The following is a 14,374-nucleotide window of genomic DNA, read 5'->3' on the forward strand; positions in this document are numbered from 1 at the left end:
AATTACACCTTATATTAATGCGTATTTAGTTTATAAACCCAATTAAGTATAAATTAGCTATTAGCGGCTCGATATATTTTACTTTACTAAAGTTTTCCACCCCAATAAATAGATAGAAATATAACAGTTTGTTGAATTTTCTTTGTAAATTAGCAATCGCTAAAGAACAGATTTTCTTTTTTCCTTGATTGTTTAATTTCCAACTCAATCATAAACCCCAAGAGAAGAGTATAGAGTCCGCCTCGCTTTTTGATATTACGACATCAATACTATTATATATTTTTTTAATTTGAGAAGGGCAGTTACTACTATTGTAATTTCTTTTAGCTGTATGATAGACGTATTCCCATTTCTTTTTTTCGAAATAGTATGTAACAGTCAAAGATTCTCGTATACTTCCATCTATCGTCATATAAGTTTTGCCTCCCAAATATATATCACTTTCCCAAATTAACCTATTGTTCTTTATTAAATTGCGCTTTTGAAAATAACAAGGTACTCCGTCCTTTTTTTGCGGATTAACCCAAGTACCCCCCTCAGATGTATAGGAGGGGGAGTATTTCCAAGAAGAATCTAATAGAGGTAACTTTATAATACTTCTTTGGTTGTTAAAATTTATGCCATATCTATTCTTTTTATCTGCACAGCTAAATATTATTAATATGACACATAAAGAGCAAATCATACATTTTAGTCTTCTATCCTTACTATTTCTGTCCATTTTCATATTTCTTTAATGTTACCACCAAGTCTTATACCTTCTCCTCTCATTTTGTTGGGTATAATTAAATCACTAAAGTTTCCCACCCTAATAAATAGATAGAAATATAACAGTTTGTTGAATTTTCTTTGTAAATTAGCAATCGCTAAAGAACAGATTTGAAAAACAAGACTACAAAACTGTTATGGAAGCAAAAATAGAGAAAATAAGTGAGTTATACAAACTTTTGAATGTTAAAACTCGAATGAGTGATGATTTATTTCATCTTTTTGGTAAGTTTGGCATCGGTCACTTGTGTATCGAACGCATTCTTCGTGTTTTAGGAGAAACACTTGGAATAACTTCCCAAGACCTTATGGCTACGATCAGCGACAAAGAGTTGAGTAAAATCCTTGTAATAGCTGAAGCATTGGGAAAATGGGATGATGTATATGAACAGACTGCATAACTTCTATTAGCCATGTGTTAAAAGGCAATGGATATGAAGGGCGACAAGCAAAGGGGAATGAGAAATGCCAGTGTTTTAAGGGTGGGGAACTTTAGTTACTTTATTGTTTAACTGATTAATAAAATTCAAAATATATGTATAACAAACTATATCAAGTTGTATATATGATTATATCAAGTTGTATATATAATGGTGTACACTATAACGAACTATCTGTACTTAATATACTTGTTCTATTAGGGCAACAAAACAAGAAGAAAGCTCGCAATATATATCAAACTAATACCACATTTATTGTTGCTTTCACAGAACAACTGTTGTTTATAGTCAAGAAATAAGTAGAAATTAGCTGTTTTACCAATTATCTTTGTATAAGGTTTGGTTTTCACAAAATAAAAGTTTATATTTGCAATCAGTTATTAGTATTCAGTATTCATATTTTAATACACAACAATATTATGGCAGTAAATTATAAAGACTTAGGTCTCGTGAACACACGCGAGATGTTCAAGAGAGCCATTAATGGTGGTTGGGCTGTGCCCGCATTTAACTTTAACAACTTGGAGCAACTTCAGGCTATTATTACAGCTTGCTCAGAAACAAAGTCTCCTGTTATTATTCAGGTATCAAAGGGAGCACGCAAGTATGCTAACCAAACTTTGCTTCGTTACTTGGCAGAAGGCGCTGTTGAGTATGCAAAAGAGTTAGGTTGCCACCACCCAGAAATTGTACTTCATCTTGACCACGGTGATAGCTTTGAATTGTGTAAGAGCTGTGTAGATACAGGTTTCTCTTCTGTTATGATTGATGGTTCTTCACTTCCTTACGAAGAGAACATTGCATTAACTAAAAAGGTTGTAGAGTATGCACATCAGTTCGATGTAACTGTAGAAGGTGAGCTTGGCGTATTAGCTGGTGTGGAAGACGATGTTGTGGCTGAAGAGTCTCATTACACACGTCCTGAAGAAGTAGTTGATTTTGCAACACGTACTGGTTGCGACTCGTTGGCTATTTCTATTGGTACTTCTCACGGTGCTTATAAGTTTAAACCAGAACAATGTACACGCGATCCGAAGACTGGTCGTTTACTTCCTCCTCCATTGGCATTCGATGTATTACAGGCAGTAGAGAAGCAACTTCCTGGTTTCCCAATCGTACTTCACGGTTCTTCTTCAGTTCCTCAGAAGTATGTTGATATTATTAACAAGTATGGTGGTGCTCTGCCTAACGCTGTTGGTATTCCTGAAGAACAACTCCGTAAAGCTACAAAGAGTGCTGTATGTAAAATTAATATCGACTCTGACTCTCGTCTTGCATTCACTGCTGGTGTTCGCGAAACATTTGCTTTGCACCCAGAATACTTCGACCCACGTCAGTACTGTGGTAAGGCTCGTGAGTACATGATTGAACTTTACACTGAAAAGATTAAAGATGTACTTGGTTCCGACAACAAGTTGGCTAACCTTGACTAATATTCTTAGATAGTTAAAGATATAGGCGGATTCCCATTAGTGGGTTTCCGCTTTTCTGTTCTATCGCTTTCGTTTTATTATTTCAAAATAAAAAAACTGTTGTCCTTATAAAACTTTGATGCAATCAATATATATATTTTTCTAAAGACAATATGAACAAACTGTATTGTTCCTATTTTAACAACAACGCAATATGCACACCATAACCATATTTCTAACAACCATTGTAGCATTAGTATTTTTATTTATTATGTATATCGAAACCTTCGCTACTACTTCTCGTTGCACAGCAAAACTATATAGCGGAGCTTCTATTCTATATCATATTTTATTCTGATACCTCTTTTCACCTTTTCTCATTGTAAGCTATATAAACAGAAACACACTATGTTATATCTTCATATTCTACAAACTAAAAAACGCATTATTATATTTGCACTGTTGCTTGTGCTCTCAGCTTTTATAATCTATCTTGTGTTGCCTCCTACAACAAAAGCTATAAACCAATCGGCATTAGTGGTAGAACAACAAGCTTATTACCAACTGGAAATAAATGGCAAACCTACATTCTTTTTCACCAACTACACTCCCACGAAATTGATAGGTGGGGCAATGCAAGCCGACTCTGTACGACCACGAAAAACACGCACACACGCTTATTGGGTAAATAGTTTATCGCTCCCCTTTACTTGCTTTGGACGTGTGGTTACAAAATGGAGTAATCGCCCTTCTACAATATTAAGTTTCAGTAGTTTTGCTTTACACCAGTTAATAGCGAACGAACTAAAAAGAACCGACGATGAATTAGCCGATTTACAAACACAATATAACGAACTTTCCTACTATATGCGTGTGCACAACGTTCAAGATTATGGCTACAATACAGTAGCTGCTTACCATTGGCACATTCAGCGACAACGCGATTCGTTACAAACAGTAATCAATGCTTTAGAAAACATTCCACGCAAAGCTCATCTACGTGTAAAACAAATAAATAGATATATAGCGCTCTATGGTAAACACAATAGCAAACGTATAATGTGTAATAGAATTGCTATTTATGCCGCTGACTCCAGTTTATTGCTGCAAACGCAAACAAAATCTACACCACATAACGAATCGGCTGTGCTATCGGTTGAAACGGCTAAAACAAAATTGTTGCATTGGTCCAACACTTCTATCAACCAACCACTGCAAAAAGGTATGCCCTACAAACAAGGCTATTATGTGGGCGAAACTAAAAACTCTGTTCCTAATGGATATGGGCAACACCACGGTAATAATGGTAGCTTCTACGATGGACATTGGCTTAATGGTAAACCCAATGGATTTGGTTTCTACATTGCTCCACACGAATATTTACAAGTGGGAGAATGGAAAGATGGAATGTTTAAAGGCGAACGTATGAACCATAATAGCGAACGTATTTACGGCATAGACCTATCTAAACATCAACACGAAAAAGGAACAAAACACTATAACATAGAATGGGCAAAACTCAGAATTACGGATTTAGGGAAAATAAGTACAAAACAAATAACAGGACAAGTAAACTATCCTATTGCTTTCGTATACATTAAGTCTACTGAAGGACGCACAGTACTAAACCCTTACTACAGAAACGACTATCTGCAGGCACACAAACACGGCATACGTGTTGGAACCTATCATTTCTTTTCTACAACATCGTCAGGCACAGAACAAGCTCGATATTTTTTGCAACATAGCCTTTTTACAAAAGGAGACTTGCCTGCAGTGCTCGATGTAGAACCTTCCGACGAACAAATTGCAAAAATGGGCGGACCTGCAGTAATGTTTCAACATATTCGCAATTGGCTCAAAACGGTTTATAGCGCAACTAAGATACGTCCTATTCTTTACATCAGTCAAATGTTTACCAAACGCTATCTGCCAATGGCAATCGACATACAAGGCGAATACTCTGTTTGGATTGCTCGCTATGGAGAATATAAACCAGAATTAAAGCTTACCTACTGGCAACTCTCGCCCGATGGAAAAGTAAGAGGTATTCACGGCGATGTAGATATAAATGTTTTCAACGGATACCGTAACCAATACGAAACATTTCTACAAAAGCACTCATTCTCTTCCACGCCCACCCAAAAACCATAAGTGTATGTGCAAATAGCTATTTCTGAGTGTAATGGATATTTATATGGCACAAAAATGTTTCCTCAATTTGGGTAGTATTGTACACATTGACGTTAGTAATTTCGGCTGCAAAATCTGTCGCTTTAATACTAATTGTGGGTAGAAAATATGCAATAGGTCTACTTGTAGGCACTCCCATCTTCTTTTTCATTTCGACATTCATCGTGATGAAAAAATTATCAAGCTTATTAAGGAGAAAGCGGATGGATATGATCAACAACTAAAACAAAAGACTGATAGTTTGATGCAGAAGAACTAATGAGATTTATCAAGATAGAGTAGATGCACTTCACTCTATCTGTAACTTCTAAAACGAAGAATTAATCAAAAAGTTCTAGAAAAATTTGTTCGTTTCAAATAGGAATATTATATTTGCCAAATAAAGACAAATCAATTATTGACAAATATGTTGTTTGCTGATAAATTAAAAGAATTAAGAGAGGGGAAACAGTTACTTCAAAGGCAGTTGGCTTCTGCATTGGAGATAGATACCCCTATGTATAGCCGTATTGAAAGAGGAGAAAGAAAAGCTAAACGGGAACAAGTCATTATATTGGCAAAGTTACTTGACGTAAACACAAAGGAACTTTTGCAATTATGGCTCGCAGATAAAGTATATGATGTTTTAGCAGAAGAAGATTGTGCTGATGGAGTAATTAATATGGTAGCAGAAAATATACGCGAATATGGAAAATAACATTCAAGATTTTATTAATAAGGTTATAGAAGATGACTGTCTGAAAGTTATGCCTAATATCCCAGACAAATCTGTTGATATGATTTTGTGCGATTTACCTTATGGTACAACACAAAATAAGTGGGATTCTGTTATTGACTTAAATAAGCTTTGGCAACAGTATATGCGTATAATAAAAGATAATGGTGCTATTGTCCTGACAGCACAAGGTCTTTTTACTGCAAAACTGATTTTAAGCAATGAAGATTGGTTCAAATATAAAATAGTTTGGATAAAATCAAAATCAACGAATTTCTTAAATGCTAAGAAACAGCCTTTGCGAAAACATGAAGATATTTGTGTGTTTTATAAACAGCAACCCACATATAATCCTCAAATGACAAAGGGAGAGAGTTATGATAAGGGTATTCGCAAAAATCAATATACAGGAAGTTATGGAGATTTTAAGCCACGACATGTTCAAAGTAATGGTATGCGCTATCCAAATGACGTTCTGTTCATGGACGATAATGAATTGCCAATAGAAGACTTTTTGTATGTTAAAACGGCTGAGTCAGAAGGACCAGTATATCACCCTACTCAAAAGCCCATTGAGTTAGGACGATACTTAATAAGAACATTCTCTAATCCTGGGGATATTATTCTTGATAATGCTTGTGGTAGTGGCAGCTTCTTAGTTGCGGCAGCAATGGAGCATAGAAAGTATATCGGAATCGAAAAAAATCAGAACGTAATGCTTCATAAAGTCAAATCAATAGACTACATCCAAGTATGTGCTGATCGCCTAACAGAGGTCTTAGCAATGCAGCACGATGAAAAAAAACAGCCTGTTATACAAGGTTTATTTGATAACAAAGCATATACTTTAGCAGTTAAATAGTAGTTATGGCAAAACTTGAAATAAAGAGAAATGAACGAGATTGGACTGGTCAGCTTATCAGTTGGATAAAATCAGCTATTGACAGAAAGACTACTATTTTTCAAGATGCAACTAATGATACAGGTGTAAAAATGAAATCAGGAAGAACAAAATTTCCTGATATTCTTCTTTTCATTGATAAGACTTCTGGTGTAATATTCAATGGCTGGGAATTGAAGTTTCCAGATACTGCCGTTGATGATGCTGTTATGTTAGAGAATGCACTTGAAAAGGCACATAAATTACATTCTGATTCCTTTATTACATGGAATGGTGCAGAAGCCATAATTTGGCATATCGACGATAAAGAATATACACTTGATAGCCTGTCAAAGTTAAAACACTATCCAAAGGTTTCAACAATCAATAGCCGTGAAGATTTAGCTGATCCTGTAAAGTTTGCACAGCATGAGCCATTATTGAAAGCACGTGCAGGGGAAATCCTGCATGATTTGGACTCTTTGTATCACAATGGTTTTCTGAAACCTGCACTTGATATTTCAAAGAACATAATTGCTGCTGTACGGCAAGCCTCAGCAATCATTATCCCACAATTTCAAGAAGCTATTGTTAAGGAAAAAGGATGTAATTGTACATTTAGAAATGAGTTCAATAAGTGGAAGATATATGAAAGTTCCACTTTGAAGATTTTAGAATCCTCATCAAGAAAGAGAGAATATGTCATACCAGAGCAGGTGTTGGCAAAGTTTACTTTTTACAACTTGATAGGCAAGACCATTTTCTATTTGACACTTTGCGAGAACTTAAGTGGAGAGTTGGAACCGATTACTTTTGATGAAAATGAGTCTAGTAAAGATTTATTGAATAGCTATTTTGACAAAGCAAAGAAGATAGATTATCAAGCTATCTTTAGACCATATTTTACAGATTGTATAGAATATTCTGTTTTGGTCGATAAAGCAATTTATGCTCTATTGGAGGTGCTGACCACTTTTGATTTCAAAGTGTTGCCAACAGAAGTTATTGGACATATATTGGAAAACCTTGTGCCTGATGATGAAAAGCAGAAATTTGGTCAATATTTTACTAATGAGGTATTGGCAAACCTTGTGGCTTTCCCTGTTGTTAAGACTAATAAGGACGTATTATTCGACCCTACTTGTGGGACTGGTACTTTTCTAAATTCTTTTTATGAGATTTTACAAGCTTTTGGGACAAAGGAACACAGAGAGCTACTAAAGCAGATATGGGGCAATGATGTATCTCATTTCCCTGCAATTTTATCTGTTATCAACCTATATAAGCAAGATGTAGTAGCAACAGACAACTTCCCACGTGTTACGCGTAATGATTTCTTTAATCTGGAAGTTGGAGAAAAAGTGGTTTTCCCCGATTCGTACGACCATAATAAGCATATTGATGTACCTATACCAACTTTTGATGGTATAGCAAGCAATTTTCCATTTGTACAACAGGAGGATATTCCCAATGAGAAACTGTCAGCATACTTTAGAGAACAATTCCAAAGTGAGCAGCAAGCATTTTTGAAAGATAAAACTTTCAAAATCAACGAACGTTCAGATTATTTCACATATTGTATTTACAATGCAGACCGATTCCTTAAACCCGATGGTTGCTTATCTGCAATAACATCAAATGCATGGTTAGGTAAAGAGTATGGCTTCCAATTTAAAAAGTTCTTATTAGACAATTTCCATATACGATATGTCGTAAAGAGCAATGCAGAACATTGGTTTAAGGATTCACAGGTATCTACTATTTATTTTGTGTTAGATAAAATTCAGAGTGAAGAGCCTACAAAATTTGTAACTCTTAATCGTAAGCTAAACGAACTGTTTGTAACGGATTCTATTAGTGAACAAATACAGCAGATAGAAGAGTTTTATAGCGATATAGATAATTGTAATGACCCACATAATACTTTGTGGGAGAAGGACAATTTCTTTGATGACCTATATAAGCGTAAAGATGGAAGTTTATCTGTATGCTTGGCATCTAAGGAATGTTTGTTAGATAGTCTTGAAAACAAGACTAATTGGGGACAGCTTTTCCTTTCCACCAATCTATTTGGTAGCTTTGAAAGTTGTTTAACCCAATATTATCCAAACATTGTAAAAGTGTTTAGAGGGGAGCGGACAGGTTGGAATCCTATGTTTGTCATTAAAGATAAGGATGTAAAATCATCACGTATTGACGAAAAGTATTTGGTTCCGTATGTGAAGTCATCGTCAGAGCTTCAACAGATAGAGTTTGATGATAATTATAAGTTTAGGGCATTCGTCTGCCAAGATGAGGAAAATGTAATAGACAAAGGAACGAAATCATGGATTGATAAATTTGTGAACGCACCTAACAAGAATGATAGCCAAACAATATCAGAGGCATGCTCAGGACACCGTCCCTATTGGTATTCTCTAAATCCTAAAAGGGCACACATTATCACTACAATAAATCCATACGAACGCTTCTTCTTTACTTTTGCCAAAGAGCCATTTGTAATTGATCAGCGTTTAATCGCAATGCAGGTGCAGGATGGCTATGATGTAGAGCTGATAGCTGCCCTACTCAACTCTGTTATAACATTCCTAATACTTGAAATGCGAGGAACTTCACGAAGCTTAGGTGCTTTAGATTTGAATGCAGATTTCCTTAAGCAGCTTAAAATGCTAAATCCTAATTTATTAAGCAAAAGTGATGTAGATACTATTATAGCTGCATTTCGACCAATAAAGAACCGAAATATTAATTCGGTGATGGACGAAGTAACTCGTACTGATAGGCGTAACTTTGATGCTACCATTATGAAGTGTTTTGGGTTAGACGAAAAATTGCTTGATAGCCTTTATAATATTCTGATCACTTCTGTTTGTGATAGGGTTTTTATGTCAGAAAGATAAAACGTTTCATAGAAAATGATTAAATAAAATGATACAAAAGATTATTATAAAAAATGCAGCAACCTTTGATGAAAGAGGCGTAGAAATTGATAATCTCAAAAAAATCAATTTTATCTACGGGGCAAATGGCTGTGGAAAAACAACTATATCTAATGTAATAGCTTCTCCTGAATTATATACGGATAGCTCAATTGTGTGGTCTTCAGATAATAATGAAGATGTTTTTGTATATAATAAAACATTTCGTGAAAAAAATTTTGGTGAGAATATCCCAGGAGTATTCACTTTGGGCGAAGCAACTAAAGAACAAATAGAGGAATTAGAACGAAAAAAAGAAAAACTACGTGAACTGAAACAACAAGGTCAACAGAAGAAAACAACGTTAGACAAGAAGAAACAAGAACTTAAAGAGGCTCAAGAACAATTTAATAAAAGTTGTTGGAATAGCATTAAAAGTAAATATAGCTCTTTATTTAAGGATGCCTTTGCTGGTTTCTTAAATAGCAAAGCAAGTTTTGCCCAGAAAGTTATAGATTCTTGGGAGAATTCAAGTTCTAGTAATAGTATAGACTATAAGGAATTGGTATCTCGTGCAGAAACTCTATTTGGCAAAGTACCATCTCCTATGCACCCCTTGCCACAATTAATTGGCGTCGAAGAGATAAATAAGTTGGAGAAGGAAGTAATATGGACTAAAAAAATCGTTGGTAAAACAGATGTAGCTATTGCTTCTCTAATTGAACATTTAGGAATCAGCGATTGGGTAAATCAGGGTAGGTCGATTTTAACAATAGATTCTGATATTTGTCCATTCTGTCAAAAGAAAACAATTGATCAGCATTTTCGTGAAGATATCGAGGCATATTTTGACAAAACTTTTACTTTAGATTCTCAAAAACTAAAGGATGTATCAAATTCATATTTGGGATTAAAGGAAGAACTATTAAATCAATTAGTTAGTATTATTGAAAGGGAAAAAATATCACCAACCATGCTTGATTTGGAACTTTTTGATGCTAAAAAGACTTCATTAATTCAACTGTTTTCGCATAATAAAGAAATAATTGAAAATAAATTAAAGGAACCTAGTCGTAGCTTAACTTTGCAAAGCTCTAAGGAATTAATAGCATGGTTTAATGATACAATATTACGAGTTAATCAGAAAATTAATTCACATAATGCCATTGTAAATGACTTCACAAAAGAGAAGCATCAGTTAATAAAAGACGTCTGGAGCTACATTATAGCAGAGAAAAAAGACTTAATTGACCCTTTCGTGAGAACGAAAACTGGATGTGAACGTGGTATATTAAATATGGAGCAAGAGTTAAACAGCTTGCGAAAACAATATTCTGTTTTAGACAACGAAATTAAAGAGGGAAATAAAAATATTACAAGTGTCCAGGCATCTGTTGATGAAATAAATAGGAGTCTGTCTGCATATGGTTTTACTACTTTTTCGATAGTTCCTATGGAGGGAGAACACTATTATCAAATAAAAAGAGAAAATGGTGAGATTGCCAATAGTACATTAAGTGAAGGCGAAATAACTTTCATCACTTTCTTGTATTTTATGCAATTAGTTAAGGGAGGGAATACTCCTGAAACAACTAATAGCGACAGGATTATAGTTATTGACGACCCTATTTCTAGTTTAGATAGTACAATTTTATTTGTTGTTAGCTCTCTAATCAAGGAAGAAATCAAGAAGATAAAGAAGGGAGAGACCAATGTCCTTCAATTGATATTATTGACACATAATGTATATTTTCATAAAGAAGTATCTTTTATTGATAGTAGAACAATGCCTAAAAATGACACATGCTTTTGGATTTTAAGGAAGAACAACAATAAATCCATCATTCAATGTTATGAGAAAGAAAATCCAATTCAAGGATCTTATGAGCTTTTGTGGAATGAGCTAAGGAATAAGGACAAGATTTCAATTATAACACTACAAAATACAATGCGAAGAGTTTATGAAACTTATTTTAAGGTATTAGGGAAATATGATGATGATGACATTCTGCAGAAATTTCCCAGCTTACAAGAAAAAGAAATATGTCGCTCTTTGTTATGCTGGGTAAATGATGGCTCTCATTGTGTTCCCGATGATTATAGTGTAATTCCAGACCAAGAACAAGCTGAAAGATATCTAAAAGTGTTCAAACAAGTTTTTGAAGTTACTGGGCATGTACAACATTATAACATGATGATGGGTGTTGAAGAAGCTGGTTAATAAATGTTGGTTGGGAACAATTTGGGAACATTTATAAAATAAGAAAAAGCTAAGTGTTTGACAACAAACTACTTAGCTTTTTGCTTTGTACCCAGACCCGAGATTAACCATTTTCCTGACGTCAGGAAAATGGTCAGAAACCAGATATCCTGCAATTCCACAAGCTATTTTAGCTTTCTCTATTACTTTCGAGAAATTCTCCCATTTGGAATATCCCAAAAGTAAGGTTCATCCGACATTTCGAGTGATACGGCAGTCATACAGTGCATAAAGTCGTAGAGTAAAGTATTTCTCGTCCCTAAATCCATACGCATTTCGTTTCATAACCTTTATCTTGTTATTAATACCTTCAACTTTTCCCGTTGATAGATGGCAATCATACCAGGCAAGGATTCCTTTCTTATAGGTTTTCACGGTAACAGCCATTTTCTGTAGTTGGGTTATCTTACTTTGTTCAGCCTGCCTTATCCAGTCATCAAGCACGTGTTCGAGAAGAACCCGAACACGCCATTTAATAAAGAAAGGATAAATGATATATTTAGTTTCGCTGCTGATGCAGCATAATATTTAACGGACTATTGTTTAAGTACACCTTGTATTAATTTACTTGTTCTCTGTTTTTCTATATAGAACCATCCAAAGAATGTCATTCTAAGACCAATATAAAGCTATTTTATTGCAAACTCTCTAACGCTCCTCTCAGAATCATACCAATCTAAGATGAGTTTAAGAACCCTTGAGGTAGGACGTTCTGCAATTGGCGTATATTGATTTATATGCTTTGTAAATAGAACAAAGGTCCCTTCCAGTTGCGTATCTTTAATTTCTGGGGCTATGCGTCCTTCACACTCTCTTAAGCCAATAATACGACAAAGTTCTCCACATTCCATATCCAGAATATGCTCAAATTCATAACCCATCCATACCCATCCTTTCTCATCAAAGAGTTTCCCAAAATAAGCTTGTGCCTCCTTATTCTTCACAACAAGCAGTTTAGGTTTTACAATTTCCTCAATAATGTGCATCGTAAGATTTAATTGGTCAACAATGAATTTTATACCATCAGATGTCTTTAATATTTGGGTTTTCAAAATATTCTGCTCTCTCTCCTTAAAATAGAAAATATCAAGATAATCAGACTTATCTCTTAAATCTATATCTTCGTCAAAAAGCATCTTCTTTACTGGACTCCAATAATTATCATATTGTTGCCCATACCAGATTTCTTTTATTGGTCCATGAATAATCCCACTATCTTCATTATTGCGAAACGATGGATTAATTCCTGTTACTAAAATCTCACTTTGAACATTGTCTGCATAAGTATAACCTCTGCTAATAATCCCATTGGGAAGTGAAGCAATGTATTCCTCATTCCAAATCTCAGCTAATCTTTTTCCTATATCCATAATTGAAATTCTATAATAGCTTTCTTATTTTATTTATCAATTCACCTCTTTCAACCGTATCAAGAATAGTTATATCATCAGAAAAAATACTCACAGGCATATCTTGTTTTCTATATCCTTTTTGATAATTAGACTAACGATAGCCTAAATATTTTGAAGGATAATTCTTCCAACCTGCTTAGGTCCATACGGAAGTCCTGCTCCATTATTCTTTTCGTGAATTACACTAATCTGATAAGTAGGGTGCTTACTTATATTAGAAGTGATTTTTTCGTTAGAAGTCGCCCCCATTCTACTTGCCATATCATCCCATTCTTCACTGAATTGAGGAGCGTCAAGATCATAAAGTTCAACACATATTTTCTTAAACGTTTCTTTAAGCTTAAACTCTATAGAATCCTCATCATCAGAATTTTTATCCAATAAGCTGTTTGCCCAAGCTGGTACAAGTACTATATTCCATAAATTTGTGAAGTATCTTGGATCATAAGCCTCTCCCCAAATATGCGAGATAATATAATTTTGAAATATACATTTCTTACCAGAAGAAATTGTATACCCAGTTTTTTCTTCAATTATATCACGAACCTGTTTATTACCATCCCCATCTAACTTGACAGGTATATTGCAGCCGTTAATCTGATATATATCAAGGTTGCCAATTTTAGTGTTTACTCCTACCCCTGGAATTCCACTTTGCGTTTTAGTTGTTTTTCTTGCAGGAATTGGTTGTTCTCCAAGTTTTTTAAAAATATCATTACGTTGATCATCAACTATTTTTTTATCAAAGAAAAAAGAACTTTCAATAACTGATTTGATAAATTTTTCTTCTCCTAAAAAAACAATTAACTCATTAAAACCATCTATCTTATCCAAGGAATATTTAGAGAAAGAGTCTCTAATATCATCCAGCGTTGAGGAAGTAGGATTATTAGTATTCTTCTTAGAAAGGTAAGTTCTATCCACTACATTATTTTTTCTTTTATAGTGTAAGAATACTCTTAGCTTCTTTAATGCAGAACGTTGGTCATTTAGCTTCTTTAATGCAGAACGTTGGTTATTTAGCTCCTTTAGTAAACGAGTCCTAAGATTGTTAATTCTTTTTATAATGTTATTGATTACAGTAACAGCGTAAAGTATATCCCCAGCCTTGTAAAACTGTTCAATAACATCCATATAGTCATATACTTTATTCTTAGGACCTAATCTCAACAGGCTATTGTGACTTTCACCAAGGTATGAAATATAACTATTTGCAGATCTTTGTGTTAAGTTACCATTTCCTTTCAACCATACCTTAAAATCGGAAATCATCACTTTAGAACTTGTTTTTGCCATATTCTTTAATATTTAGGTTTTCAAGTGCAAATATAATATAAAATACTCATATTAATAATAAATAAATAAAAAATTTTTAT

General features: G+C 34.3%; 9 protein-coding genes and 2 pseudogenes. 7 read left to right on the plus strand and 4 right to left on the minus strand.

What is annotated here, in order from left to right; all coding sequences use genetic code 11:
• Positions 1 to 905 precede the first annotated feature (905 nt).
• The 3 genes from HMPREF9144_RS08185 to HMPREF9144_RS08195 all read left to right on the plus strand — a co-directional run bounded on the left by HMPREF9144_RS08185 (position 906) and on the right by HMPREF9144_RS08195 (position 4,774).
• Positions 906 to 1,169, plus strand: coding sequence for a hypothetical protein (locus HMPREF9144_RS08185; protein WP_006045486.1), 264 nt, complete (start codon positions 906 to 908; stop codon positions 1,167 to 1,169).
• 458 nt (positions 1,170 to 1,627) lie between these two features.
• A complete protein-coding gene (locus tag HMPREF9144_RS08190) occupies positions 1,628 to 2,641 on the plus strand; it encodes a class II fructose-bisphosphate aldolase (protein ID WP_006045488.1) in 1,014 nt (337 codons plus the stop codon).
• Positions 2,642 to 3,028: 387 nt separating this feature from the next.
• Positions 3,029 to 4,774, plus strand: coding sequence for a GH25 family lysozyme (locus HMPREF9144_RS08195; protein ID WP_006045490.1), 1,746 nt, complete (start codon positions 3,029 to 3,031; stop codon positions 4,772 to 4,774).
• A gap of 82 nt (positions 4,775 to 4,856) precedes the next feature.
• Here the strand turns inward: HMPREF9144_RS08195 and HMPREF9144_RS13785 are convergent.
• Positions 4,857 to 4,964: pseudogene (locus tag HMPREF9144_RS13785) on the minus strand (DNA damage-inducible protein D); the annotation flags it as partial.
• A 255-nt stretch (positions 4,965 to 5,219) separates the two neighbouring features.
• Between HMPREF9144_RS13785 and HMPREF9144_RS08205 the strand changes: the two are divergent.
• From HMPREF9144_RS08205 to HMPREF9144_RS08220, 4 genes are read left to right on the plus strand one after another with little or no spacing between them, the layout of a single operon-like run.
• Positions 5,220 to 5,510 (plus strand): helix-turn-helix domain-containing protein, encoded by a 291-nt coding sequence (locus HMPREF9144_RS08205; RefSeq protein ID WP_006045492.1) that lies wholly within the window; start codon positions 5,220 to 5,222, stop codon positions 5,508 to 5,510.
• The gene (locus HMPREF9144_RS08210; RefSeq protein ID WP_006045493.1) at positions 5,500 to 6,390 is read left to right on the plus strand and encodes a DNA-methyltransferase; all 891 of its coding nucleotides are present in this window, start codon (positions 5,500 to 5,502) and stop codon (positions 6,388 to 6,390) included. The genes HMPREF9144_RS08205 and HMPREF9144_RS08210 overlap by 11 nt, the downstream gene beginning before the upstream one ends.
• Before the next feature lie 5 nt (positions 6,391 to 6,395).
• Positions 6,396 to 9,308, plus strand: a complete 2,913-nt coding sequence (locus tag HMPREF9144_RS08215; RefSeq protein ID WP_006045494.1) for an N-6 DNA methylase — start codon at positions 6,396 to 6,398, stop codon at positions 9,306 to 9,308.
• Between the two features lie 28 nt (positions 9,309 to 9,336).
• Complete coding sequence (locus HMPREF9144_RS08220) at positions 9,337 to 11,547, plus strand: AAA family ATPase (protein WP_006045495.1); 2,211 nt, start codon at positions 9,337 to 9,339, stop codon at positions 11,545 to 11,547.
• 228 nt (positions 11,548 to 11,775) lie between these two features.
• Here HMPREF9144_RS08220 and HMPREF9144_RS14080 read toward each other — a convergent pair.
• The 3 genes and pseudogenes from HMPREF9144_RS14080 to HMPREF9144_RS08235 form a co-directional block, all read right to left on the minus strand.
• Positions 11,776 to 12,030, minus strand: a pseudogene (locus HMPREF9144_RS14080) (transposase); the annotation flags it as partial.
• Between the two features lie 185 nt (positions 12,031 to 12,215).
• Complete coding sequence (locus HMPREF9144_RS08230; protein WP_006045498.1) at positions 12,216 to 12,956, minus strand: hypothetical protein; 741 nt, start codon at positions 12,954 to 12,956, stop codon at positions 12,216 to 12,218.
• Positions 12,957 to 13,100: 144 nt separating this feature from the next.
• Complete coding sequence (locus HMPREF9144_RS08235) at positions 13,101 to 14,294, minus strand: PM1201 family protein (protein WP_006045499.1); 1,194 nt, start codon at positions 14,292 to 14,294, stop codon at positions 13,101 to 13,103.
• Positions 14,295 to 14,374 lie beyond the last annotated feature (80 nt).

Origin of the sequence: Prevotella pallens ATCC 700821 (assembly GCF_000220255.1) — a bacterium.
Taxonomy (GTDB): domain Bacteria; phylum Bacteroidota; class Bacteroidia; order Bacteroidales; family Bacteroidaceae; genus Prevotella; species Prevotella pallens.